Below are 564 nucleotides of genomic sequence, written 5' to 3'. Positions count from 1 at the left end.
AGCTGCCCCTTTTGATGGAGCTGGAATCAGACCGGATGACAAACCTGCGCCTGTCGGAGGAGGCCGTTGGCGCGGAACTTCAGGTCGTTCTGGAGGAACGTTCGCAGCGGACAGACAATAATCCCGGTGCACAGTTTTCCGAGCAAATATCCGCCGCCCAGTTCTTGGCCCACCCATACGGAACGCCGGTCATCGGATGGCGAAGCGAGCTTGCGGCCCTGACCACCGAGGACGCGAAGGACTGGTACAAGGCCTATTATGCGCCCAACAATGCCATTCTGGTGGTTGTCGGGGATGTGAAGGCCGAGGCCGTTTTCGACCTTGCCCGTCAGTATTATGGCCCAAAGAAAGCGGCCCCCTTGCCCGAAAGAGCCCGGACGCAAGAGCCGCCCCAGTTGGCAAAACGTATTCTGGTAATGCGGGACAAAAGAGTGCGGGAGCCGTCATGGCAACAAGGCTATCTGGCGCCGTCTTCCCGTACCGGTGATATCCGCGAGGTGCGGGCCCTTGAGGTGCTGAACGAAATCTTGAGCGGCGGGGTGACAAGCCGCCTCTATTCCCGGT

The 564-nt window shown here is 59.8% G+C and carries 1 protein-coding gene; it reads left to right on the top strand.

Annotated features, from left to right (window positions below):
* Positions 1-35 precede the first annotated feature (35 nt).
* Positions 36-564, top strand: a 529-nt coding sequence (locus tag QQJ79_RS15905) for a M16 family metallopeptidase (RefSeq protein ID WP_284223917.1), incomplete at its 3' end; no start/stop codon positions are given.

It is taken from the genome of Brevundimonas denitrificans, from assembly GCF_030160755.1.
GTDB classification, from domain to species: Bacteria; Pseudomonadota; Alphaproteobacteria; order Caulobacterales; family Caulobacteraceae; genus Brevundimonas; species Brevundimonas denitrificans.
The sequence above is the reverse complement of the archived record's forward strand: the minus strand, read 5'-3'. Positions and strand labels throughout refer to the sequence as shown.